23 protein-coding genes are annotated in these 22,635 nt (G+C 71.9%); 10 read left to right on the top strand and 13 right to left on the bottom strand.

Annotation, left to right across the window (positions count from 1 at the left end):
• Positions 1 to 9 precede the first annotated feature (9 nt).
• The 4 genes from OU416_RS36900 (at position 10) to OU416_RS36885 (ending at position 4,622) form a co-directional block, all read left to right on the top strand.
• Positions 10 to 1,062, top strand: a complete 1,053-nt coding sequence (locus OU416_RS36900; RefSeq protein WP_270931730.1) for a BKACE family enzyme — start codon at positions 10 to 12, stop codon at positions 1,060 to 1,062.
• Between the two features lie 118 nt (positions 1,063 to 1,180).
• On the top strand, positions 1,181 to 2,506 hold the full coding sequence (locus OU416_RS36895) for an MFS transporter (protein ID WP_270931729.1): 1,326 nt from the start codon (positions 1,181 to 1,183) through the stop codon (positions 2,504 to 2,506).
• Positions 2,503 to 3,069 (top strand): RBBP9/YdeN family alpha/beta hydrolase, encoded by a 567-nt coding sequence (locus OU416_RS36890; RefSeq protein ID WP_270931728.1) that lies wholly within the window; start codon positions 2,503 to 2,505, stop codon positions 3,067 to 3,069. The genes OU416_RS36895 and OU416_RS36890 overlap by 4 nt, the downstream gene beginning before the upstream one ends.
• A 26-nt stretch (positions 3,070 to 3,095) precedes the next feature.
• Complete coding sequence (locus OU416_RS36885) at positions 3,096 to 4,622, top strand: long-chain-fatty-acid--CoA ligase (protein ID WP_270931727.1); 1,527 nt, start codon at positions 3,096 to 3,098, stop codon at positions 4,620 to 4,622.
• A gap of 44 nt (positions 4,623 to 4,666) precedes the next feature.
• Here OU416_RS36885 and OU416_RS36880 read toward each other — a convergent pair whose 3' ends face one another.
• Both OU416_RS36880 and OU416_RS36875 read right to left on the bottom strand, forming a co-directional pair.
• A complete protein-coding gene (locus tag OU416_RS36880; RefSeq protein ID WP_270931726.1) occupies positions 4,667 to 5,752 on the bottom strand; it encodes a M20/M25/M40 family metallo-hydrolase in 1,086 nt (361 codons plus the stop codon).
• 12 nt (positions 5,753 to 5,764) lie between these two features.
• Positions 5,765 to 6,775, bottom strand: a complete 1,011-nt coding sequence (locus OU416_RS36875) for a LacI family DNA-binding transcriptional regulator (protein WP_270931725.1) — start codon at positions 6,773 to 6,775, stop codon at positions 5,765 to 5,767.
• A 154-nt stretch (positions 6,776 to 6,929) separates the two neighbouring features.
• Between OU416_RS36875 and OU416_RS36870 the strand changes: the two genes are divergently transcribed.
• The 3 genes from OU416_RS36870 (at position 6,930) to OU416_RS36860 (ending at position 9,787) form a co-directional block, all read left to right on the top strand.
• Positions 6,930 to 7,670, top strand: coding sequence for a glutamine amidotransferase (locus tag OU416_RS36870; protein ID WP_270931792.1), 741 nt, complete (start codon positions 6,930 to 6,932; stop codon positions 7,668 to 7,670).
• A 90-nt stretch (positions 7,671 to 7,760) separates the two neighbouring features.
• On the top strand, positions 7,761 to 8,759 hold the full coding sequence (locus OU416_RS36865; protein ID WP_270931724.1) for a DMT family transporter: 999 nt from the start codon (positions 7,761 to 7,763) through the stop codon (positions 8,757 to 8,759).
• Complete coding sequence (locus OU416_RS36860; protein WP_270931723.1) at positions 8,756 to 9,787, top strand: phosphotriesterase family protein; 1,032 nt, start codon at positions 8,756 to 8,758, stop codon at positions 9,785 to 9,787. Before OU416_RS36865 ends, OU416_RS36860 begins: the two co-directional genes overlap by 4 nt.
• Before the next feature lie 55 nt (positions 9,788 to 9,842).
• Here OU416_RS36860 and OU416_RS36855 read toward each other — a convergent pair whose 3' ends face one another.
• From OU416_RS36855 to OU416_RS36830, 6 genes are all read right to left on the bottom strand, one after another.
• Positions 9,843 to 10,592: a sulfite exporter TauE/SafE family protein gene (locus tag OU416_RS36855; protein ID WP_270931722.1), complete on the bottom strand. Its 750-nt coding sequence runs from the start codon at positions 10,590 to 10,592 to the stop codon at positions 9,843 to 9,845.
• Positions 10,592 to 11,161 (bottom strand): rhodanese-like domain-containing protein, encoded by a 570-nt coding sequence (locus OU416_RS36850; RefSeq protein ID WP_270931721.1) that lies wholly within the window; start codon positions 11,159 to 11,161, stop codon positions 10,592 to 10,594. The genes OU416_RS36855 and OU416_RS36850 overlap by 1 nt, the downstream gene beginning before the upstream one ends.
• Positions 11,162 to 11,191: 30 nt before the next feature.
• Entirely contained in the window at positions 11,192 to 12,583 is a 1,392-nt protein-coding gene (locus OU416_RS36845; RefSeq protein WP_270931720.1) for an MBL fold metallo-hydrolase, read from the bottom strand.
• A gap of 70 nt (positions 12,584 to 12,653) precedes the next feature.
• A complete protein-coding gene (locus OU416_RS36840) occupies positions 12,654 to 12,923 on the bottom strand; it encodes a metal-sensitive transcriptional regulator (protein ID WP_270931719.1) in 270 nt (89 codons plus the stop codon).
• A 93-nt stretch (positions 12,924 to 13,016) separates the two neighbouring features.
• The gene (locus OU416_RS36835; RefSeq protein ID WP_270931718.1) at positions 13,017 to 13,946 is read right to left on the bottom strand and encodes an NADP-dependent oxidoreductase; all 930 of its coding nucleotides are present in this window, start codon (positions 13,944 to 13,946) and stop codon (positions 13,017 to 13,019) included.
• 77 nt (positions 13,947 to 14,023) lie between these two features.
• Positions 14,024 to 15,178 carry an alpha/beta hydrolase family protein gene (locus tag OU416_RS36830; protein WP_270931717.1) on the bottom strand — a complete coding sequence of 385 codons (1,155 nt, stop codon included), beginning with the start codon at positions 15,176 to 15,178 and terminating at the stop codon, positions 14,024 to 14,026.
• 320 nt (positions 15,179 to 15,498) lie between these two features.
• Here OU416_RS36830 and OU416_RS36825 point away from each other — a divergent pair, with 320 nt between their 5' ends.
• Positions 15,499 to 16,266: an SDR family oxidoreductase gene (locus OU416_RS36825; RefSeq protein WP_270931716.1), complete on the top strand. Its 768-nt coding sequence runs from the start codon at positions 15,499 to 15,501 to the stop codon at positions 16,264 to 16,266.
• Positions 16,267 to 16,305: 39 nt separating this feature from the next.
• On the opposite strand, the gene OU416_RS36820 is transcribed toward OU416_RS36825, so the two are convergent.
• The 4 genes from OU416_RS36820 to OU416_RS36805 form a co-directional block, all read right to left on the bottom strand.
• Positions 16,306 to 17,748, bottom strand: a complete 1,443-nt coding sequence (locus tag OU416_RS36820; RefSeq protein WP_270931715.1) for an MFS transporter — start codon at positions 17,746 to 17,748, stop codon at positions 16,306 to 16,308.
• Positions 17,749 to 17,899: 151 nt separating this feature from the next.
• Positions 17,900 to 18,313, bottom strand: a complete 414-nt coding sequence (locus tag OU416_RS36815; protein ID WP_270931714.1) for a nuclear transport factor 2 family protein — start codon at positions 18,311 to 18,313, stop codon at positions 17,900 to 17,902.
• Positions 18,310 to 18,819 (bottom strand): nuclear transport factor 2 family protein, encoded by a 510-nt coding sequence (locus OU416_RS36810; protein WP_270931713.1) that lies wholly within the window; start codon positions 18,817 to 18,819, stop codon positions 18,310 to 18,312. Before OU416_RS36810 ends, OU416_RS36815 begins: the two co-directional genes overlap by 4 nt.
• Positions 18,820 to 18,831: 12 nt before the next feature.
• A complete protein-coding gene (locus OU416_RS36805) occupies positions 18,832 to 19,677 on the bottom strand; it encodes a TIGR03619 family F420-dependent LLM class oxidoreductase (protein WP_270931712.1) in 846 nt (281 codons plus the stop codon).
• Between the two features lie 206 nt (positions 19,678 to 19,883).
• On the opposite strand from OU416_RS36805, the gene OU416_RS36800 reads away from it, so the two are divergent.
• Entirely contained in the window at positions 19,884 to 20,762 is an 879-nt protein-coding gene (locus tag OU416_RS36800) for an IclR family transcriptional regulator (protein ID WP_270931711.1), read from the top strand.
• On the opposite strand, the gene OU416_RS36795 is transcribed toward OU416_RS36800, so the two are convergent.
• A complete protein-coding gene (locus tag OU416_RS36795; protein ID WP_270931710.1) occupies positions 20,759 to 21,274 on the bottom strand; it encodes a flavin reductase family protein in 516 nt (171 codons plus the stop codon). The two genes, OU416_RS36800 and OU416_RS36795, sit on opposite strands and share 4 nt — an antisense overlap.
• A 255-nt stretch (positions 21,275 to 21,529) precedes the next feature.
• On the opposite strand from OU416_RS36795, the gene OU416_RS36790 reads away from it, so the two are divergent.
• The gene (locus OU416_RS36790) at positions 21,530 to 22,516 is read left to right on the top strand and encodes a ferredoxin--NADP reductase (protein ID WP_270931709.1); all 987 of its coding nucleotides are present in this window, start codon (positions 21,530 to 21,532) and stop codon (positions 22,514 to 22,516) included.
• Positions 22,517 to 22,635 lie beyond the last annotated feature (119 nt).

The following is a 22,635-nucleotide window of genomic DNA, read 5'->3' as shown; positions in this document are numbered from 1 at the left end:
GAAGAACGCATGCACTTCCACGACGATTCGCTGTTCCCGGAGAATCAGGAGAAGCTCGTCATCACGGCGGCTCCCTACGGGCCCGAGTGGGAGCCCGACGACTTCCGCGAGGATCTGCCGCTGACGATGGACGAGCACGTCCAGCAGGCGGTCGACTGCTACAACGCCGGTGCCACCGTGCTGCACATCCACGTGCGGGAACTCGACGGCAAGGGCTCCAAGCGGCTGTCCAAGTTCAACGAGCTGCTGAGCATGCTGCGTGACGCCGTCCCGGACATGATCCTGCAGGTCGGCGGCTCGATCTCCTTCGCGCCGGAAGGCGAGGGCGCGGAAGCCAAGTGGCTCAGCGACGACACCCGGCACATGCTGGCCGAGCTCGACCCGGCCCCGGACCAGGTGACCATCGCCATCAACACCAACCAGATGAACATCATGGAGTTGATGACGGCCGACGACATCGCGGGCACCTCGCTGACCCGCCCGGCGGTGGCCGAGGCCTACCGGGAGATGTTCGTGCCGGCCGGCCCGGGTTGGGTCGAGGAGCACCTGAAGCGGCTGCGGGCGGCCGGAATCCAGCCGCACTTCCAACTGGCGAGCATCCCGCAGCTGGAAACCGTCGAACGACTGATGCGCCGCGGCGCCTACGCCGGACCGTTCATGGTCACCTGGGTCGGCATCGGCGGCGGCTTCGACGGCCCGAACCCGTACAACATGCTGGAGTTCATCCGGCGCTGCCCCGATGGCGCGGTGCTGACGCTGGAAACCCTGATGCGCAGCGTGCTTCCGGTCAACGCGATGGCCATCGCGATGGGGCTGCACGTCCGGTGCGGCAACGAGGACACCATCTGGGGCCGCAAGGGCGAGAAGAAGACCTCGGTCGAGCAGATCCAGCAGCTGGTGCGCATCGCGGGCGAGCTCGGCCGCGAGGTTGCCACCGGCAAGGAGGCGCGCGAGATCTACCGGATCGGTGAAACCTACGCCGATGCCGAGGAAACCCTCGCCAAGGTCGGGTTCGCCCCGAACCGCAAGCCCGGCCAGGTCGGCTTCACCCACCACGCCTAGCGCCGGTCACCCACCGGGCGCCAGGGGGTAACAGCCGGGGCGCGGAGCCCCACCGGGATCCGCGCCCCGGCGCTCCACCAGGGGGACATCGCAGGCAAGAGCCAGTCGAGGAGTGACAATGAAGTCGCACGCTCCGTCCGCTCCGCAGCTGCCCGGCCGGACAACCACCGCCAGATCGCGGATCTACCCGTGGATCGTCTTCGCCCTGACCTTCGGGCTGCTGCTGTCGGACTACATGTCCAGGCAGGTCCTCAGCGCGGTGTTCCCCTTCCTGAAAGCCGAGTGGGGGCTGTCGGACTCCCAGCTCGCCTCGCTCACCAGCGTGGTGGCGATGATGGTCGGCCTGCTCACGTTCCCGCTGTCGATCCTCGCCGACCGGTGGGGGCGGGTCCGCAGCCTGGTGCTGATGGCCGTGGTCTGGAGCGTGGCGACGCTGCTATGCGCGATCGCCGCGGATTACGGGCAGATGCTCGGTGCGCGATTCCTCGTCGGAGTGGGCGAGGCCGCCTATGGAAGCGTCGGAATCGCTGTGGTGCTCAGCGTTTTCGCGCCCCACGTCCGCGCCACGCTGGGTGGCGCGTTCATGGCCGGTGGCTCGTTCGGTTCCACGATCGGCGTCGCGCTCGGCGGGATCATCGCGGTCCAGTTCGGCTGGCGCTGGGCGCTGGCGTTCATGGCCGCCATCGGACTGGTCCTCGTCGTGCTGTTCCGGTTCGCCGTCACCCAGCAGAAGCTGGACCGTTACCAGCGCGCGTCCGGGCCGGAGGAGCCGAAGACGGACCGGGCGCCGCTTTCCAGCTTGTTCTCCAACGCTTCGGTGCTCTCCGCCTACGTCGGCAGCGGGCTGCAGATGTTCGTCGCCGCCGTGCTGCTGGCCTGGACGCCCAGCTACCTCAACCGCTACCACGGCATGGGCCCGGATCAGGCCGGTGGCGTCGCCGCGGTTCTGGTCCTGCTCATCGGCGCCGGGATGATCGTCTGCGGCGCCATCACGGACCGGGTGAGCCGACGGCGCCCGGAGCGCAGGTGGACCACCTCGATCGGCTACGGCGCGGTGGCCGCGGTCCTGCTGGGCATTGGTTTCCAGCTCCAGGAAAGCACTTTCCAGCTGGTGATGATCGGATGCGGCGCGTTCTTCTCCGCCGGGGCGTCCGGGCCCGCCACCGCGATGGTCGCCAACCTGACCCACGCCTCGGTGCGGGCCAGCGGATTCGGATCGCTCACCCTGGCCAACAGCCTGCTGGGGCTGGCCGCGGGACCGTTCGTGATCGGCCTGCTGGCCGACGGCCTCGGCCTGCTGGGCGCGCTCCAGCTCGCCCCGCTGGCCTACCTCGGAGCCATCGCGGCACTGCTGATCGGCAGGCGCTGCTACCCGGCCGCGCTGCTGAAACTCGCGGCACTCGACCAACGCGCTCCCAGAGCGCGAGAATGGAGCAGGAGTTGAATGACCACGAGACCCCGACCACGGTGATCGTCCCGGGCCTGCGCGACCACGTCGCCGAGCACTGGCAGACCCACCTCGCCGGGAAGCTGCCGAACACCCGCACCGTGCCGCCGCTCGAACACGACAAGCTCAGCCGGGCGGCCCGTGTCGCGGCACTCGACCGCGTGCTGTCGGAGATCACCGGACCTGTCGTCCTCGTCGCGCACAGCGCTGGCGTGATGATCACCGTGCACTGGGCGCAGCAGCACTCCCGGCCGGTCCGGGGTGCTCTGCTGGCGACGCCGCCCGACTTCGAGTCGCCGTTGCCCGAGGGCTACCCGGCACCGGACGAGCTGAGCGACAACGGCTGGCTTCCGGTACCGCGGAAACCGCTGCCGTTCCCCAGCATCGTCGTGGCCAGCACTAACGATCCGCTCGCCCGCCTGGCCCAGGTGGCGGACCTGGCCAGGGACTGGGGCAGCCGACTGGTGGACGCCGGCGCCGTCGGGCACCTCAACCCGGCTGCGGGGTACGGCCCGTGGCCGCCCGCCGAAGAGTACGTCCGGGAACTGGGCGAGAACTGAACCGCAACCGCACCTAGGAGATCCGAGTGCTGAACCTGGCCGTGTTCCTGGACGACTCCGTCCGCAGATATCCGCATCGCGAGGCGCTGGTGTGCGGGCATCGACGGCTGACCTACGCGGAGGTCGGCGCGCTTGCCGACCGGGTCGCCGGGCTGCTGGTGTCGCGGGGCATCCGGCCCGGGGACCGGGTGGCGATCACCTGCCCGAACCTGCCGGAGTTCGTCGCCGTCTACTACGGGATCCTCAAGGCCGGGGCGGTGGTCGTACCGCTCAACGTGCTGCTCAAGGAACGGGAGATCACCTACCACCTCAACGATTCCGGTGCCCGGGCGTACTTCTGCTTCGAAGGTTCCCCGGGGCTGCCGACGGGTGAGAGCGGTAGTGCGGCCGCGGCCCGCGCCCCGGCGTGCGCGAACCTGTTCATCATCACCGCGGATCCCGAGTCGGCCTCCCCGATCGAGGGGACCGAGACCTTGACCCGGGCGTTGGACCACCACGCGGAGTTCGCCGCGGTGGCTCGGGAAGCGACCGACACCGCGGTGATCCTCTACACCAGCGGCACGACCGGACAGCCGAAGGGCGCCGAGCTCAGCCACGCCAACATGGTGCTCAACGCCCTGACCGCGAACCAGCTCTTCGACAGCACACCCGCCGAGTGCGACACGCACCTGGTCGCGCTGCCGCTGTTCCACTCCTTCGGGCAGAGCATCAACATGAACGCGGCGTTCTCCGTCGGCGCGAAGATGGTTCTGATGCCGCGTTTCGAAGCAGGCGCGGCGCTGGAAATGATGGCCCGGGAGGGTGTCACCGTGTTCGCGGGCGTGCCGACGATGTACTGGGGTCTGCTGGGCGCGCGGGGGAGCTCCGGCGCGAAGGACCTGCGGCTGGCCATCTCCGGTGGCGCAGCGCTGCCGGTGGAGATCCACACGCGGTTCGAGGAGCGCTTCGGCGTCCGGATCCACGAGGGCTACGGCCTGTCCGAGACCTCACCGCTGGCCATCTTCAGCCCGCCGGGGCAAGACCCGCGGCCCGGTTCGATCGGGCTTCCGGTGTGGGGGATCGAGGTCGAGCTGGTCGACGAGCAGTGGAACCCGGTCGGCGGAACCGGCGAGATCGCCATCCGCGGCCACAACGTCATGAAGGGCTACTTCGCGCGGCCGGAGGCGACCGCCGAGGTCGTGCGCGACGGCTGGTTCCGCACCGGCGATCTCGCCCGCCGGGACGCCGACGGCTTCTACTACATCGTCGACCGCGCGAAGGACATGATCGTCCGCTCCGGGTTCAACGTCTACCCGCGGGAGGTGGAGGAGGTGCTGATGAGCCACGAGGCCGTGTCCCTCGCCGCCGTCGTCGGCGTCGCGCACGACAGCCGCGGCGAGGAGATCAAGGCATTCGTGATTCGGGAGGGCACCGCGCGCATCACCGAAGCCGAGCTCATCGCGTGGTCCAGGGAACAGCTGGCGAGCTACAAGTACCCGAGGCTGGTCGAGTTCGTCGACTCGCTGCCGATGACCGCGACCGGCAAGATCCTCAAGCGCGAGCTGAGGTCGTGAGCGCGTAGCAGTGTTCGAGCGCTGTTGCGCGCTCACGACCCTGGTCAGAAGCGGACGGTGGTGAGCAGGCGTGTGATGGCTTCGGTGGCTTCGCGGGTGGCCGCGACCGAGCAGGTCTCGTCGCTGACGTGGGCCTGGTCGGGGTCGCCCGGGCCGTAGACGATCACCGCGGGGGAGCCGAGCGCCGGGGCCAGGACCGAGGCGTCGGTGAAGTAGGTGGCGTATTCCGGCTGCTGGTCGGGGTTCTCCGGGTGCAGCGCCGCCACGATCGCTCCGGCGAGCGGGTCTTCGGCGCTGGTCGCCACGCCCGGGAGGTCCAGGTCGGCGGTGATCTCGGTGCCGGGCAGGGCCAGTCCGGCGATCGCGGTGCGGGCGTCGTCGGCGGTGAACTCCGGCGTGGTGCGGATGTCGAGCACCATTTCGGCGCGGTCGGGCACCAGGTTCGGCTGCACGCCGGAGTGGAACGAGCCGACGTTGACGGTGGCCGGGCCGTGCGTCGGGCTGACCGGCCAGCTCTCGTCGCGGTGGATCCGCACCGCCGTTTCGGCGAGCGCGGCCAGCGCGTTCTCACCGAGCTCCGGGCGCGATCCGTGCGCGCTGCGGCCGTGCGCGGTCAGCCGCAACCACAGGACTCCCTTGTGCCCCAGCACGATCCGGTTCGCCGTGGGTTCGGCCACCAGCAAGGCGGGGCTGGGGGTGAGCTCGGGCAGCAGGGCGGCGCCTTCGCAGCCGGTCTCCTCGCCGAAGGTGAACACCAGCTGCGCGGAGAGGTCATCGGGAGCGGTGCGGGCGGCCTGCACCGCGGCCGCGACGATCGCCGCCACGCCGGCCTTCATGTCGCTGCTGCCCCGGCCGCGCAGCCGGTCGCCGTCGATCTCGCCGCTGTGCGGGTCGAACGACCAGGTGGCCGGGTCGGCGGGAACCGTGTCGAGGTGCCCGGTGAGGGTGATCGGCGTGCCGGTGCCGAAGCGGGCGACGAGGTTGGCGCGGCCGGGCCGCGGCTCGTCGATGGTGACCGCGAAGCCAGCCCCGGTCAGCAGCGGCGCGAGCAGTTCGGCGGCGGCCTTCTCGCCCGCCGCGCGGGTGTCGAGGCGGATCAGTTGCTGGGCGAGCTCGATGGGATCGGGCACGGGTCCTCCGGATCAGTGCTGGGGCGGGACCGCGGAACCGCGGATGACCAGTTGCAGCGGGAGGTTCCGCCGCACGGTGCCGCCGCCGGGATCGGTGATGCGGGCGTGGACGAGTTCCAGCGCGCCGCGGGCCAGTTCGGCGACGGGCTGCTGCAGGGTGGTCAGCTTCGGGCGCAGCCATTCGCCGACCCGGATGCCGTCGCAGCCCACCACCGAGAGGTCCTCGGGGATGCTCAGGCCGTGCAGCTCGGCGGCGCCGAGGACGCCGACCGCGGCGATGTCGCTGCCGATGAACACCGCGGTGGGCGGCTGCGCGGCGCCGGTCAGGTACGGGAAGGTGCTCGCGCCGAACTGCTCGGTGTAGGGGCCGTGCAGGATCAGGGCCTCGTCGACCTCCAGCCCGGCGTGCTCCATCGCCTCGCGGTAGCCGCGCAGCCGGTCGCGGGTGGTGGACAGCTCGCGCGGCCCGGCGATGTGCGCGATGCGCCGGTGGCCGAGCTGCGCCAGGTAGGCGGTGGCCTGGTAGGCACCGCCGTAGTTGTCCACGCCGATGGTGTCCACGCCGCTGGTGTTGGCGATCTCCTCGTCCAGGACGACCACCGGCAGCCCGTCGGAGATGGCCTGCAGCAGCCGCGGGTTCTCGCGGTGCATCCCGACGTAGATCATCCCGTCGATGTCCTCGGTGCCCGCGACGAAGTCGCTGACCTTGGCCTCGCGCTGCGCCTGCCTGCCGGTGACGCCGATGACGAGCGAGGCGCCGCTGACCGCGGCCGCGGTGGCGATCTCCTCGGCCAGCGCGGCGAAGAACGGGTTGGCCAGTTCCGGGACGATCAGCGCGATGACCGGCGCGTGCTCGCGCGCGCCGTCCGCGGCCGCCGCCGGGCGCACCTCGTAGTGCAGCTCCCGGACGGCGGCGTCGATCCGCGCGGCGGTCTCGGGTTGCACCTTCAGCTGGCCGCGCAGGTATCGCGACGCCGTCGAGGTCGACACTTGCGCACGTTGCGCAACGCGCGTCAACGTCATCCCCGCCCCTTCCGTCGTGTGCTCTGGGCGCAGTGTATCGGCAAGTCGGCGCAGGTGGGCTCTTGACGGCGCGGTTCGGTGCGGATTACGTTGCGCAACAAGGAGCGCAAAATTTGCGCAACACGATTCCAACGGGGAGGCGGAATTGAGCCGCGTGCTGCTGGCCGGGGAGTCCTGGGTGGCCAGGACCACCGACGTCAAGGGCTTCGACGCCATCGACCGAGCCCAGCTCGAAATCGGCGCCGAGGCGTTGCTCGCCGCGTTGCGCGGAGCGGGCCACGACGTGGTCCACCTGCCGTCGCACCTGGTGGCGACGGACTTCCCCGCGTCGCTCGACGAGCTCGGCGAGTACGACGTGGTGATCCTGTCGGACATCGGCGCGAACTCGCTGCTGCTGCACCCGCAGGTGTTCAACCAGGGGCGCCGGTTCCCGAACCGGCTCAAGCTGCTGGCCGAGTGGGTGCGCGGCGGTGGCGGGCTGGCGATGGCCGGCGGCTACCTCAGCTTCCAGGGCTTCCAGGGCAAGGCGAACTTCCACGACACGCCGATCGAGGAGGTGCTGCCGGTGCAGATCCTGCCCTACGACGACCGGGTGGAGAGCCCCGAAGGCGTCTTCGGCGAGCTCACCGGCACCGAGCACCCGGTCACCGCGGGCCTGGACCAGCAGTGGCCGGTCCTGCTCGGCTACCAGAAGCTGACCGCCAAGCCCGACGCGACCGTGCTCGCCACCGTCGACTCGCGGCCGCTGCTGGCGGTGCGCACCGAAGGCGCGGGCCGCACCCTCGCCTTCGCCTCGGACATCTCGCCGCACTGGGCGCCGGCCGAGTTCCTGGAGTGGGACGGGTACCGTCGGCTGTTCGACCAGGCGGTCACCTGGTTGGCCGGCGACCGGTAGTCCACCCGGGCCCTGCCGGCCGCGTGCGGCAGGACTCGTCCAGAGCAATCCGCAGCAACCCAGCGAGGACGACAAGGGAGTCGCACCGCCATGACCAACACGCCCGCTCCTGAGCTGAGCCCGCCCGCCGCGTCCGGCCGGGCGGCCCGGGGCGCCACCACGACCGTCCTGGTGCTGCTGACGGTGCTGGCAGGCATGCTCAGCCCGATGCAGTCCGCGGTCAACGGCGCGCTCGGCGCGACCGTCGGCGACGGCAACAGCGCCGCCGTGATCTCCTTCGGCAGCGGCCTGGTGCTGATGCTGGTGATCGTCTTCGCGCGACCCGCCACGCGCGAGCAGGCGCTGAGCATCCCGCGCCTGATCCGCAGCAAGCGCATCGGCTGGTGGAACTACCTGGCCGGGCTGTGCGGCGGCGCGGTGGTGCTCTCCGAGGGCGTCTCGGTGGGCGTGCTCGGCGTCGCGGTCTTCCAGATCACGCTGATCGCGGGCCTGGTCATCTCCGGGGTGATCTGCGACCGCATCGGCGTCACGGCCACGGTCAAGCAGCCGATCTCGGTCACCCGCGGCCTCGGTGCGCTGCTGGCCGTCGCGGCCACCGCGGTCACCATCTCGCCGAACTTCCACGTGCCGCACGCCATCGCGCTGGCCGTCCTGCCGTTCGTGGCGGGCCTGCTGGCCGGGTGGCAGCCGGCGGGCAACGCCGCGGTGGCGCGGGAGACCGGTTCGATGCTGGTCTCGATCACGTTCAACTTCCTGGTCGGGTTCGTGGTGCTGCTCGCCGGGCTGCTGGTCCGGTTGGCGCTGGGCACCGGGCAGTTCTCGCTGCCGCCGACGTGGTGGATGTACACCGGCGGCGTGCTGGGCCTGCTGTCCATCGGTTTCATGGCGCTGCTGGTGCGCGGCCTCGGACTGCTGCTGCTCGGGCTCGGTTCGGTGGCCGGTCAGCTGGTCGGCTCGTTGCTGCTGGACCTGGTGGTGCCCTCGGTCGGGCACCCGATCCACCTGGCCACCGTGATCGGCACCGTGCTCGCGCTGATCGCCGCCGGGATCGGGATGATCCCCTCGCGCACCGCGGACGGCCCGCGATGACCGGCGCCGTGCAGACCGTCACCGGCCCGGTGCCCGCGGCCGAGCTGGGCCTGGTCCTGCCGCACGAGCACCTCTTCAACGACCTGTCCGGGGTGCGCGACGAACCCAGCTACGGGTTCAGCGAGTTCCTGGCGGATCGCGCGGTGGACGCCGGGGCGGCGTGGGCGCTGCGGCACGACCCGTACTGCTGCGCGGACAACCTGGCCGCCAAGCCGGTGGCCGACGTGCTGGGCGAGATCGCGGCCTTCCAGGCGGTGGGCGGCCGGACCATCGTCGACGCCACCTCCAGCGCCGCGATCGGCCGCGACCCCGACAAGCTGGTCGAGGTGGCCCGCCGCACCGGCCTGAACATCGTGATGGGCTGCGGCTCCTACCTGGAGAAGTTCGAGGGCGAGCGCATCGCGGCCCGGGCGGTCGAGGCGCAGGCGGCGAGCATCGGCGAGGAGCTGACCGGCGGTGTCGGCGAGCACCGCGCCCGGCCGGGGATCATCGGCGAGATCGGGGTGTCGCCGGACTTCACGCCGGCGGAGCGGGCCTCGCTGCGCGCTGCGGCGCTGGCCCAGCTCGACCACCCCGGGGTCCCGCTGATGATCCACCTGCCCGGCTGGCAGCGCCGCGGCGGCGAGGTGCTGGACGTGGTGCTCGGCGAGATCGGCGTGGCCCCGGATCGCGTCGTGCTCTCGCACCTGGACCCGTCGGCCGCGGACACCGCGTACCAGCTCGGGCTGGCCGAGCGCGGGGTGTGGCTGGAGTTCGACATGATCGGCATGGACATCACGTTCCCGAAGGAAGGCGCCTCGCCGTCGACGGCGACGACCGCGGCAGGCGTGGCCGCGCTCGTCGCGGCCGGTCACGGCGACCAGGTGCTGCTCAGCCACGACGTCTTCCTGAAGCAGATGTGGACGCGCCACGGCGGCAACGGTTTCGCCTACGTCCCGACGATCTTCGCCGAGCAGCTGCGCGCGCTCGGCGTCGACCGGGTCGAAGCGCTCACCAGCACCAACCCGGCCCGGATGCTCTGCGGGTGAAAGATGTCGTGAGTGCGCAACGGCGTTCGAACACCGTTGCGCACTCACGACCGCGCTACGCCGCGAGGCCGATCAGCGACGAGATGCCCACGCCCGCCGCGATGGCCAGCACGGCCCAGGCGAACGCGCGGCGGACGGTGCTCGCCGGGAGCCGCCCGGAGAACCGGGCGGCGGCGATCGACACCAGCATCGCGGTGCCCGCGAAGGCCACCAGCACGCCGAGGTCGAGCTGGGCCGCCGAGCCGGAGTGCGCGATCAGCCCGCTGATGGAGTTGATCGTGATCACCACCATCGAGTTCGCGATGGCCTGCTGCGCGGTCAGGCCGAGCAGCAGGGTCAGCGCGGGCACGATGACGAATCCGCCGCCGACGCCGAAAAGCCCGGTCAGCACACCGACTCCCGCCCCGGCGGCCGCCGTCTTCGGCATCAGGTTCCCGTCCGGGGCGCCGGTGCGGTCGTTGCCGCGGAACATGCGCGAGGCGACGACGACCATCAGCGCCGCGAAGCCCAGCATCAGCCAGTCCTGCGGCAGCGACCGGCCGAGCGCCGCGCCGCCGATCGTGCCGGGAATCCCGGCGGCCCCGAACACCAGCGCCACCGGCCACTGCACCAGCCGCAGCCGGCTGCGGGAGCACAGGCCGCCGATGGCCGACGCCGCGACCACCACCAGCGCGGTGGGAACCGCGGTGCTCAGCGGCTGGCCGACGCCGTACACCAGTGCCGGAACGGCCAGGATGGAACCACCGGCGCCGAGCAGCCCGGTGGAAAGGCCGATCACGACGCCGAAGACGATCGCAGGCAGCATCACGTCAGGGCCGCGAGCAGCGACGGCACGTCCTGCTCCGGCGTCCGGTTGTACGGCAGCTGCGAGAGCACCCGGGCCATCCCGCAGGTGTTGCTCAGCGCGGAGAAGGTGAGCCCGGCGCCGATGAAACCGGCCAGCCACTTCAGCTTCGGCGCGGCGACGCTGCCCACGACACCGGCGAGCACCAGGGAGCCCGCGGCCAGCCGGACCTGCCGCTCCATCGCCCACTTCCCGCGCCCGCGCGAGACCGGGGCACCCTGCGTCTCCCAAGCACCGATGCCGCCCTTGAGGACGGTGAGCTTCGCGAATCCCGCAGCGGCGAGCAGGCCGCGGGCTTCCTCGGCCCGGACACCGGATCCGCACACGAGCACCACCGGGTCGGAGTGCTCGGCGGTCAGCTCGGTGTGGTGCGCGCGCAGCACGTCGAGCGGAACGTTGTGGGATCCCGGGATGTGCGCCGCGGCGAACTCACCGGGGGTGCGCACGTCGATCAGCCGGGTTCGCGGTGCGGAGCGCACCAGCTCCCGGGCATCGGCGACATCCACTGCGGACTCTAACGGGCCGGTCATGGTTCTCCTTCTCGTGCGGTTCTTGCCGGTTCAGGACGTCAGGACGACGCCGGAGGATCGGGCGGCGGCGAAGGCGTCGTCGATGACGACGGCGGTGCGGCCGGCGGATTCCAGCAGCGAGGCCGCCGCCGTGGCGCGGTAGCCGCTGCCGCAGTGCACCCACACCGAACCGGCCGGAACCTCGTCGACGCGTCGTGCCAGCTCGTAGAGCGGGATGTGCACGGCGCCGTCGACGTGCGAGTCGCGCCATTCGTTGTTCGTCCGCACGTCGAGCACGACGTCGGCGCTCGGCAGCCCGCCGGGATCGCCGCCCAGCGCGGCGGCCAGCTCGGCGAACGTGGCCGTCGGCGTGCTCACCAGCTGCGCGGTGTCGGTGGCCAGCTGCGCGGGCTGCCCGGTCGCGGCCGCGGCGGGCTGGTCGATGCCGATGCGCACCAGCTCGCGCTGGGCGTCGGCGATCTGCTCACCGGACTCGCCGACCAGCGTGATCGGCGAACCCCACTCGATCATCCAGCCCAGCCAGGTCGCCATCGGGCCGTCCAGGCCGAGGCTGACGGTGCCCGCCAGGTGGGATTCGACGTAGGCCTTGCGGGAGCGCAGGTCCACCACCCACTCGCCGCGCCGCAGGCGCTCGGCCAGTTCGCCGGGAGTCGCCTCGGCCGGTGCGCGGAGGTCCAGCGGCGCCGGGCCCGCGATGTTGCGGGCGCCCATGTGCGCGTAGTAGGCGGGGTAGGCGTCGAGCCCGGCCAGGGTGGTCTCGACGAAGTCCTGCTCGGCCAGCGACAGGGCGGGGTTCGCCGCGCGCTGCTCGCCGATGGTCGAGGAGTCGCCGCTGGCCTGCGTCGCCGAGCAGAAGCTGCCGAACCCGTGCGTCGGCCAGATCTGCGCCCCGGCGGGCAGCAGATCGGCCAGCTTGCGCGCCGACCGGTGCTGGTGGCGGGCGAGCTCCACGCTGTGCTGCTCGCCGAGCAGGTCCGTGCGGCCGGTCGTGCCGTAGAGCAGCGAGCCGCCGGTGAACACGCCGACCGGCTCCCCGGCGTCCTCCAGCACGTAAGACAGGTGGTGGAAGGTGTGCCCGGGCGTGGCCACCGCGCGCACCCGGAGGCGGTCGGTGACCTCCAGCAGGTCGCCGTCGCGCAGCGGGCGGTGCGCGAACGGCGCTTCGTCGGCCGCGGCGATGCCGTACTCGGCTCCGGTCAACCGGGCCAGCTCCAGGCCGCCGGAGACGTAGTCGTTGTGCACGTGCGTTTCGAGGACCAGCGCGATCCGCGCACCTGCGCGCCCGGCGGCGGCGAGGACGCGGTCCACGTCGCGCTGCGGGTCGATCACCACGGCGCGGTGGCCGTCGGTGGCGAGGTAGCTGCGGTCGCCCAGCGAGGAGGTCTCCACGACCTCGACGTGGAGCCGGGGGAGTGCTGTCACGGCGTTTCACCTCCGATACCCCTGGGGGTATGCGATGGGCACATGGGTGGTGTGCTCGGGTCGGGCGGGGTCAGGCGAGGGCGAGGAAGAGGCGTTCGAGCTCCTGCTCGGTCATCGGCGGCTCCTCGCCGTCCTCCCTGGCCTGCTGGCAGTACCGCATGCCGCTGGCCACGATCTTGAAGCCGGCGCGGTCGAGGGCGCGGGAAACGGCGGCCAGCTGGGTGAGCACCGCCGCGCAGTCGTCGCCGTCCTCGATCGACTCGATGACGCTCGCCAGCTGCCCCTGAGCGCGCCGCAGGCGCGTCAGCGCGTCGCCGAGCAGTTCGGGTTTCATCTGCATGCCTCCGAAGGTACCCCCGGGGGTATCCGGACCGCACGCCGCTGTGGCTCACCGCACTCGACCTGCACGGCGGCGGGCCTTCCGGGCAGCGCTTCAGAGATCTTCGGTGGAGAGCACGAGCTTGCCGCGCGTGTGCCCGAGCTGGTTCAGGCGCCAGGCCTCCGCTGCTTCGGCGAGCGGGAGCACCTGGTGCACGTGCACGGTCAGCTGTCCGCTGTCGGCCAGCCCGGCGAGCTTCGCGAGGCCCGCCGAGTCGGGGCGGACCCAGACGTAGTGGCCGCCCTTCGCCGCGGCCTCCGGATTGGCGATGGAGGCGAGGCGCTCCGGCTTCTCGAGCAGCTGCAGCGATGCGTCGACGGCGTCGGCCCCGAAGAAGTCGAGCGCCGCGTCGACGCCGTCCGGCGCCAGCTCGGCCACGCGGTCGGCGAGCCCGGGCCCGTAGGTCACCGGTTCCGCGCCCAGCTGCCGCACGAAGTCGTGGTTGCGCTCGCTCGCGGTGCCGATCACGCGGGCGCCGCGCGCCACGGCGATCTGGACGCCGAGCGAACCGACCCCGCCCGCCGCCGCGTGGACCAGCACGGTGTCACCTGCGCCGAGGCCGACCCGGTCGATCGCCTGGTGCGCGGTCAGCCCGGCGAGCGGAACGCCCGCGGCCTGCTCCCAGGACAGCGCGACGGGCTTGCGGGCCAGCATGCGCAGGTGCGCGGAGACCAGTTCCGCGTAGCCGCCGTGCTGGGCGGTGTCCTTGCGGATGTAGCCGTACACCTCGTCGCCGGGCGCGTACTCCTCGACGTCGAAGCCCGTCCGCTCGACGACCCCGGCCACGTCCCAGCCCGGGATCAGCGGGAAGTGCGTCTCCAGGAGGCCGTCGAGGCCGCCCGCGGCGAGCTTCCAGTCCACCGGGTTGACGCCGGCGGCCTTCACCCGGATCAGCACCTCGCCGGGAGCGACCTTCGGCTCCGGGAGATCGGTCAGCCGGAGGGCGTCCGGCCCGCCGTACTCGTCGAGGGCGATCGCCTTCACGCCGTCACCTCCGTTCGCGCTGGATTCGCGGCTCCTGCCGGGGCCGATTGTCCGCGACGCGCGGGCTCGGCGCCGGGTCACGGCCGGGGGCAGGAGCTCTGCGGTTGTCCGCCGGTGAGGAGCGTTTCGGTGAATCGCTGGGCGGCCGGTTGGGAAGCGGCGAGGACTTGGCGGTGGTCCGCGCCGTCGAAGACCTCGTAGCCGATCGCGGAGGAGCGGCCGCACAGCGCTTCGACCAGGCTCGCGGTGCCCGGTGCGGCCACCAGGGCATCCGCGCTGCCCTGCAGCACCAGCGTCGGGACGCGCAGCGCCAGGCCTTCCGGTTCCTGCGACTTCAGGTACGCGGTGAGCCCGCCCAGGTCGGCGCCGTCCCGGAAGACGCGGTCCGCGCTGACCGTCGCGGCGGCCTCGCGGACGCCGTCCTGGCAGGTCCGGCGCGCCGCGTCCAGCACCGGCCGGGCCTGCTCGTCGAGCAGGTCCTCCGGCACGATCCCGGGATCCGCGGCGGCGGCCCCGATGATCAGCGTGGGCAGGAACGGCAGCGCCGCCCGGACGCTGCGCTCGTCGGACTGCTGCTGGAAGTACGCGGCGGTCCGGCTGCTCTGGAAGCCGCCCGGCGCGATGGCCACCGCACCGCGCAGCGTCAGGTCCCGCTGGTCGGCCGCTGCGGTGTGGAGGGCGGCGTGACCGCCTTGGCTGTGCCCCATCGCGAACCAGTCCGAGCCGATGCCGGGCGCGACCTGGCGTGCGGCGCGGACGATGTCGGCCACCGCGTTCGCCGCGCTCGGCCCGTTGAGGTACGGGTGCTCGCCGGGCGTGCCGAGTCCCTCGTAGTCGGTCTGCACCACCGCGTAGCCCGCGGCGACCCACCGGTCCAGGGTCTGGTCGGCGAGTCCGACGTAGCCGTGCGCCGGTCCGCCCGGCCGGTCGGCCGACGGTGCGCAGACATCGGCGGTGCCGGTGGTGCCGTGCGCCCAGCTGATCACCGGCCAGCCCTGCCGCGGCGGCGGCGAGGCGGGCACCGAAACGGTTCCGGAGACGGTGACGGGTTCGCCGCGGGCGCCTTCGGAGGTGTAGGTGATCAGCCATTCGCTCTGCGCGCTGGGCAGCCGTTCGTGCTCCAGCGGAACCGAGCTCGACAACGTGCCGCGCGCCGGTTCCGGAGAGGTGCCCGCGGAGCAACCAGCCACGAGCAGCGCGGTCAGCAAGGTGGTCAGGGACAACCGGTTCACGGGCGTTCCTCCTGTGCGGGCCGATGGCGTCGCGCCAGAGACAACGCGCCGGAAACCGCCGGCGGGTGCGCGGATCCCACTCACCGGTACGGCCGGACTGCGCCGGTACGGTGCTCGGCTAGGCATGAGGCCAGCGCAGCCGCAGATGAGCTGCGAGCCGTGAGAGCCCTTGTGTCAACAAGGGGCAGGAGTCCTGCTCAACCGCACCTCAGGGGACCGTGATGCAACCCAGCCACAAGAAACCGCCAAACGCGAGAACAACACCGAACGCAACCACCACTGAAAATCTCGGAGAGGCGGGACAGCGAGGCGGGGCAGGCATGACACGTCGTATCGCAGTGACGGGCTCGGCATCGGGCATCGGCAAGGCGCTGGTGGAGGTGCTGCGAGCTCAGGGCGACACCGTCATCGGCGTCGACCGGGAGGACGCCGACGTCCGGGCCGATCTCTCCACTGAGGACGGACGTGCTCGGGCGGTGGCCGGGATCGGCGCCGGGCCGCTGGACGGAGTGGTCGCGTGCGCCGGTGTCTCGGCGCCCGACCCGGTCACCGTGAGCGTCAACCACTTCGGCGTGGTCCGGCTGCTGGAAGGCCTTCGCCCGGTGCTCGCCGCGGCGCCGAACCCGCGGGCCGCGGTGGTCGGTTCCATCGCGGGCACCCAGCCGGTGGACCAGGCCGTGGTGGACGCCTGCCTGCGGGACGACGAGCCCGCCGCCTTGGAACTCGCCCGCGCGGCGGTCGCCAACGGCACCGGGAACCGGCTCTACCCGTCGTCGAAGTCGGCTCTCGCGCAATGGCTGCGCCGCGCGGCGGTGACCGAGGAGTGGGCCGGTGCGGGCATCCCGCTCAACGCCGTGGCGCCGGGCGTGGTGCTCAGCCCCATGGTCGCACCGCTCGTCGCGGACGAGGAGATGAAGGCGGTCATGGACCGGGCGGTGCCGATGCCGCTGAACGGCTACGCCCAGCCCGCCGTCATCGCCACCGCGCTGAGCTGGCTGATCAGCACCGGGAACACGCACATGACCGGCCAGGTGATCTACGTGGACGGTGGCGCCGATGCGACCTTGCGCGGGCCGGGCGTCTTCTAGCCGGCTGTGCGGGCTGCGGGAACCGCAGCCCGCACCCGGTCATCGCCGGTCGCGGAGCGGGCCGATCAGCAGTGCGCTGGTCAGGGCGATCGCGCCGCACGCGGCGGTGGCGAGGAAGGCCAGCACGAAACCGGTTTCGGCGTAGTGGGCACCAGCGCCGGGCAGCAGGAGCAGCACGATCAGCACCTGCGATCCGATCGAACTCCCGAAACTGCCCACCAGGTTCAGCATTCCGCCGCTGACGCCCTGGACGTCGGCCGGAACCGCGTGCACGAGCACGTTCGGCAGCGCCGCCGACGCCGAGCCGATGCCGACCCCGAACACCAGCTGGGCCAGCAGGACCGCCGTCGCGGTGTCGTGCGCGAACGCGATCAGGGTCGCCCCGGCGACGAGCGCCGAAGCACCGAACGTCATGCCGGCGCGGGGCCCGAAGCGTCGCGAGATCAGCCCGCTGACCGGGCCCGCCACCATCGCCGACACACCCGACGCGGCGAGGAAACCGGCCACCTCCAGCGCCGACGCGCCGAACCCGAAACCGCCTTCCGGGGCCGACATGACGAACATCGGGACCAGCATCGAGTTGCCGACCAGCGCGAACTGGACGCACCCGTTGGCCAGCAGCGGCAACCCGACCCGCCGCTGCGCGAGGAGCTCGATGCGCACCAGCGGATCGGCGGCGCGCCGCTCGTAGCGGAACCACCCCGCGATGAGGACCGCGCCCGCACCGATCCCGCCCAGCACCGGCACCGATGACCAGCCGGCGCTCTTGATCATGCCGACGCCGAAGAGGAAGGCCAGCGCGCCGAACCCGAGCAGCACCGCGCCGATCCAGTCCACGCCGACCCGGGCGCGCAGCCCGCTCTCCGGGACGAACCGCCACACCAGCAGGCCCACCACGATCGCGTAGCCGAACTGGAACCAGAAGATGCCGCGGAAGGAGAACGGTTCGACGAGCAGCCCGCTGATGACCGGGCCGATGATCGCGCTGGCGCCCATGCCGGTGCCGATGAAGCCCAGCGCGATCGGGATCAGCCGCTTCGGGAGCACGTCGCGGACCAGCCCGTAGGCCAGCGACAGCACGGCCAGCCCGAACCCCTGCAACGCGCGCCCGGCGATCAGCAGCGGTAGCACCGGGGCCGTCGCGCACAGCGCGGTGCCGACGGCGAACACCGCGGAGCACACCAGCGCGACCGCCTTCTTGCCGTGGACGTCGCCCAGCTTCCCGCACACCGCGAAGGCGATCGCGCCGACCAGGGTCACGGCGGTGACGATCCAGGAGATGTCCGGTGAGCGGTAGGCGGCGGCGATCTCCGACAGCGCCGGGGTGACCATCGTGTAGGTGAGGCCGGTTATCTCGACCAGCAGGACGAGGAGAGCGACGATCGCCCAGTTCTGCGCGGTGGAGCGGTCCTGGCGAACGGATTCGCCGTCGGCGTCCGATCCGGTGGAGGCCGGTCTTTGCCGTGGAGATGCCTGATCCATCGTGACTCCTCATCGAGTCGAGCGGCGGGAGCGTCGAAAACGTCTCGGCAGCAGGGGAATCGCGACCGAGCGTGCTGCCCGGGGAAGGACGTGCCGGACGCTAGCCACCCGGCTGAGGAGTGTTCGGTGTGGTCCCGCTCACCGAGAGCGGTCAGGAAGCCGCTGGGCCGAAAACTCCGAAGTCGCCCAGGAAGATGCGCATGTCGAAGTCGCGGGAGGACAGCCGCCAGCCCTCGGGCGTGCGCACCCAGCGGTCGTCGTACTCGCCCATGCACTCGAAGAACTTCCCGGCCATCGCGCCCGCTCCGCAGTGGTAGACGCGGGCGTAGGTGAGGGAGCGCGCGGTGTCGCCGTCCACCGTGATGCGGTGGTTGCCGATGAGGTGCTGCGTGGGGCCGCAGGCGCCGAGGTGGCCGCTGACCTGGCGGACGATCTCCTCCGCTCCGTCCGTTCCGTAGCCGCGGGCGTCCGGGAGGAAGGCCGCCCGGACCGAATCCCAGTCGCGGGCGTCGATCGCGGCGGCCAGCTCGGCCAGTCGTTCGGCGATGTCGTCACGGTCGCTCATCGGTTCTCCTCGCTGCGGTGCTTCTCGTCGATGCCGAGCGCCGCGAGCAGCCGGGGCGACTCCTCGCGGCCGTCGAGGACCCGGCTCGTTCGCCGGGTCACGCGCCAGCCCCGCGGGCCCCGGCGCAGCTGCCAGCGGTTGGCGGTGGCGCGGCGCACGACGAACTCGCCGTCGCGGTGCACGATCATCAGCGAGTGGCCGACCGCGACCGCCTCGTCGTCCTCGACCGTGACGTGCGCCGGGCCCAGGAAGTGCGCGCAGCCACCGCGGATCCAGCTCTGGTGCCGCGGCCCGGCGACCATCGCGGTGATCTCGTCGCGGCCGCTCATCGACAGCTCGTCGACGTCGTAGGCGCCGTCGGGTTCCCAGCGGTCGGCCACGGCATCGGCGCTGCCGCTGTCGACCAGCGGGCCGTAGCTGGCGATGAGGCGGGCGATCTCCTGCTGGTCCTCCAGCCTCCGCAGGCGGGCCGCCAGTTCGGCGAGTTCGGTGGGCTGCTCGGCCATCGGTGCCTCCGCTCAGTCGATGTCGGCCAGGGCTTCGAGCTGCTCGCAGTAGTGCTCGACCGATCGCGCCCGCAGCTGCGCGCCGACCAGCGTCGCGCCCGCATCGCGCGCCCGCGCCAGCGCCGCCTCGGCCGCCGCCCGGTCGCCGGACGGATCGAGCACCTCGCCTGCGGGGAGCACGACTTCGAAGCCCGCGGGCAGATCCACCTTCGCCAGCATCTCCCGCAGTTGCGGGCTGGTGAGCCCGAACGGCACCCAGCCGTCGCCGTGCGTCGCCGCGCGCCGCAGCGAGCGCAGCGTCCGGCCGCCGATCCAGAACGGCACGCGGTCCTGCACGGCGTGCGGTTCCACGACGAAGCCCGCGTAGTCGTAGTGCTCGCCGTGGTACTCCGGTTCCCGGCGCGACAGGCTCGCGCGCAGCGCGGCGAGCGCGTCATCGGCCCGGGAGCCCCGGTCGGCGAACTCCGCGCCGAGCAACTGGAATTCCTCTTCGAGGCTGCCGACGCCCAGGCCCAGCACCAGGCGGCCGCCGGCCACCCGGTCGAGGGTGCCGTAGCGCTTGGCGATCTCCAGCGGGTGGTGGTAGCCGAGCACCAGGACCTGCGTGACGAAGCGGATCCGGCTGGTGCGCGCGGCCAGGTATCCGAAGGTGGCCAGCGGGTCCCAGTACGTCGCACCGCGCTGCTCGGCCACCTCCCGGGGCACGGCCACGTGCTCGCTGCAGGTCAGGTGGTGGAAGCCCAGGTCGTCGGCGGTCTCGGCGATCCGCCCGAGGTCGTCGACGCCCGCGGTGCGCTCCCACTCCGAATGCGCCCCGGGCACCCGGGTCACCACCGGGCTGACGATGCCGATCCTCATCCGCAGACCTCTCCTCGCCGGAACCGACAACCAGGTTTAGCCGAGCGGCCGGCCGAACTCCAGGCCCGTCCCGGTCATCGGGAGAACCGCTGGGACCGAAACTCCGGTGCGAGGGTTCCGCCTCGGGCGCGGCGCTGCTACCGTCGGGAAGTCGGGTGGAATTCATTTCAGTTTTGCCCTTCGTCAACCGGGCTGAGGGGAGCACCATGACCGTCCCTGCCATTCCCGCCGCCCCGCGTCGCGAGCTACCGCCCTCGATGGTGGAGCGGATGACCCTGATCCTCGACTCCTTCGAGCGGTGCACGGTCCGGCTCACCCTGGAAGACGTCGCGCGGAGAACACATCTGCCGAGGTCAACCGCGCACCGCATCCTCGACCAGCTGGTCCGGCTGGACTGGCTCCAGCACAGCGCGGCAGGCTACTCGCTCGGCCGCCGGGCGCTGAGCCTCGGCGGTCGGGCCAACGCGCACGGCGAGCTGCGCAACGCCGCGGCACCGCTGCTGCACGACCTCCAGATGCGGACTGGAATGGTCGTTCACCTCGCGGTGCTGGACGGGGGCGAGATCCGCTACCTGGACAAGGTGGGCGGGCGGTTCGCGGAGTCGGTGCCCTCGCGGGTCGGCGGCCGGGCCCCGGCGCACTCGACCGCGCTGGGCAAGGCGATGCTGGCGTGGCTCGAACCGGAAGCGGTGGACGAGCTGCTCGGCGAGCACATCGGCAGGCTGACCGACCGCACCATCGCCGACCTCTGCACCCTGCACCAGGAGCTCGACCGCATCCGGCGGCGCCGCGGGCTGGCCTTCGAGCGGGGCGAGTGCGTCCGCTCGCTGGCCTGCGCGGCGGTCGCGGTCCGCGGCCCGGAAGGCCCGGTGGGCAGCATCTCGCTGGTGGGGCGCGTCCAGACGCCGCTGGAGAAGGTGGCGCCGCTGGTCGTCGACGCCGCCCGGCAGGTCTCCGACGTGCTCCACCCGCCGGTGCCGAAATCCCGCTCGTGGCGGCAGATGCACGTCGTCGCGCCGGAGCGGACCTGGTCGAGCGCGACGCTGGACCGGATGATGGCGGCGGGTTCCGGAGACTGGCTTTAAGCCCAGTCCCAGCTCTCTGGCAGCACCAGTTCCGGAGCGATCCCGAAGCCACCGCGGAAGAACACCATCGGGCGGTCCTGCACCGGGGTCTCGAGTTCGAGCACGCCGCCGATCACCACGTCGTGGTCCCCGGCCGCGTGCACCTCGTGCACTTGGGCGTGCACCCGCGCGAGCACACCCGGCAGCGCCGGGCTGCCCCACCGGGACAGCTGCCAGGACAAGCCCTCGAACTTCGCGCCGCGGCTGGAACCGAACCGGTCGCACAGGTCGGTCTGCTGCTCGGCGAGCACGTTCACGCAGAAGCGCCCGGCGTTGCGGATCCGCGGCCAGGTGCGGCCCCGGTGATCGGCGCAGAACAGCACCAGCGGCGGGTCGAGCGAGACCGAGGCGAAGGACTGGCAGGCGAAGCCGACCGGCTCACCGGCGTCGCACCCGGTGACCACCGTGACGCCGCTGGCGAAGGAACCCATCGCGCGGCGCATCTCCAGCGGTGTGGGCAGATGGGGATTCACGAGACCGACGGTAGGTGCGCTGCCGACATCACCGATCCGGCATCCCGTTGAGCGGGAAGCGATTTCCGGCCGGGGCCCGCGCGGTCGGCCGCGATCCCGCTGATCGGGAGTTCGCGCCCCGGATTCCGCGCGATCGCGCCTAACCTGCACCGGCGAAACCCCGGAAGTCCTTGGGAGCTGGGCACGAGATGACCGAACCGAGCTACGACAACCCGGTCCTGCGCACCGGCGAGCTCTGAACCGGTGGGAGGCACCATGTGGCAGCTGCGGGTGGTCGAGGTGGTCCGGGAGACCGCGGACGCGCACACCCTGGTCCTGGAGCGGCCCGCCGAGGAGTTCGGCTACCGCCCCGGGCAGTTCCTGACCATCCGGATCCCGGGCGGGGCCGCCCGCTGCTACTCGCTGTGCAGCTCGCCGGCCTGCGACGACGAGCTGAAGGTGACGGTCAAGCGCACCAAGGACGGCTACGGCTCGAACTGGATCTGCGACAACGTCGTCGCGGGCGACGTGCTCGACGTGCTGAGCCCGGCCGGCACCTTCACGCCCGCATCGCTGGACACCGATCTGCTGCTGGTCGCCGCGGGCAGCGGGATCACCCCGGTGCTCTCCATCCTCAAATCGGCGCTGCACACCGGTCAGGGCCGGATCACCCTGCTCTACGCCAACCGCGACGAGCACTCGGTGATCTTCCGCGACGAGCTGGCGGCGCTCGGGCGCGACAACGACCGGCTCACCGTCGTGCACTGGCTGGAATCCGTGCAGGGGACGCCGACCGCGGCCGCACTCCGCGGACTGCTGCGCCCCTACGCCGATCGTGAGGCATTCGTCTGCGGGCCAGGGGCTTTCATGGACCTGGCGGTCGAGGCCTTGAACGCGCTCGGGACAGCCCGGGTGCACGTCGAACGCTTCACCTCGTTGACCGGTGATCCGTTCGCCGCACCCGAAGCCCCGACCGGGACCGGGCCGGTGAGCGAGGTCGAGGTGACGCTCGACGGGCGGACGAGCACCGTGGCGTGGCCGCGGGGCAGCAAACTGCTCGACGCGCTGCTCGCGGCCGGGCTGGACGCGCCGTACTCCTGCCGGGAAGGAGCGTGCAGCGCCTGCGCGTGCGTGCTGCTCGACGGCGAGGTCGAGCTGGAGCGCAACGAAGTGCTCGACGAGCACGACCGGGCCGATGGCCTCATCCTCGGCTGCCAGGCGATTCCGCTCACCGACCGGCTGAAGGTGACCTACGAGCCCTGACCCCGGTGAGCGGCCGGAAGCTCGTGGCGCCACGGGTTTTCGCTTGCTGCGGAAGGAAGTCCCGGTCAGCGGGAGGAGCGCGGGTGCCGCCCCGCGGCAGCTGGCACCGTTCGAGCACA

Source organism: Saccharopolyspora indica, from assembly GCF_027853965.1.
Classification (GTDB): Bacteria; Actinomycetota; Actinomycetes; order Mycobacteriales; family Pseudonocardiaceae; genus Saccharopolyspora; species Saccharopolyspora indica.
Note: the sequence above shows the minus strand (reverse complement) of the source record. Positions and strands in the feature narration are given on the sequence as shown.